The organism is Roseateles sp. P5_E11 (assembly GCF_054049355.1).
Window position 1 is genome coordinate 1 of sequence record NZ_JBFUMO010001115.1, and the last position, 835, is coordinate 835.

Annotated in this window: 2 protein-coding genes; one reads left to right on the forward strand and one right to left on the reverse strand. The window is 69.8% G+C overall.

Annotated elements, in window-relative coordinates; all coding sequences use genetic code 11:
* A partial coding sequence (gene ispF, locus ACXJKR_RS33780; RefSeq protein WP_457326581.1) for a 2-C-methyl-D-erythritol 2,4-cyclodiphosphate synthase occupies positions 1-342 on the reverse strand: 342 nt, incomplete at its 3' end.
* Between the two features lie 78 nt (positions 343-420).
* On the opposite strand from ispF, the gene ACXJKR_RS33785 reads away from it, so the two are divergent.
* The coding region (locus ACXJKR_RS33785; RefSeq protein WP_457326582.1) for a substrate-binding periplasmic protein at positions 421-835 on the forward strand (415 nt) is incomplete at its 3' end.

Genomic DNA, 835 nt, shown 5'->3' on the forward strand with positions numbered 1-835 from the left:
CATCTTGGGCGCCTGGGCGACGATGGTCGTGTCCAGGTTGACCAGGGCCCAGCCCGCCTCGCGCACGCGTCGGTAAGCCTCGGCCAGCAGCACCATCGAGTCGGCGCCCTTGAACTCGGCGGCCGTATCGGGGAAGAGCCCGCCGATGTCCCCAAGCGCCGCGGCGCCGAGCAGCGCGTCGGTGATGGCATGCGCCAGCGCGTCGGCATCCGAATGCCCGAGCAGGCCATGCGTGTGCGGGATGGTGATGCCGCCCAGGATCAGCGGGCGGCCGGTGACGAGTTGGTGCGTGTCCCAGCCTTCGCCAATGCGCAGGGAGCTCAAAGCGTTCGGGATGGTCATGAGGGCATTGTCGGGGAGACAGGGGCGCAGCCACGCGCTACCCTGCGCGCCACTTCAAGGAGGGCAATGAGATTCGGCATGCGGCATCTGCTTGTGTTGCTTGCGCTGCTCTGTGGCACGGCCCAGGCACAGCAGCTCCAGCTGCTGGTCTTTCCCAATCCCGGCCTGTTCGACGTAGCTGCTGACGGCACGGTCAGCGGACCTGGCGCGGAGTTGCTCGCCAAGATAGGCCGGGCCAGCGGCCTGCAGCTGGGCATCCTGGCCATGCCCATCCCGCGCGCACTGGCGACCGCCAGCAGCACGCCCGGCAGTTGCGCGGTGGGCCTGTCCCGCACACCCGAGCGCGAGGCCGCCTTCCATTGGGCCGGCCCCCTGGCCAGCGGTGCGCTGGTCATCTACGCACGCGCCGACGAAGCACCGACGTTGCACGGTCTGCAAGACCTGCGCGGCCACGGCGTTGTCGTGCAGCGGGAGTCTGCGCCCGCCGCATCGC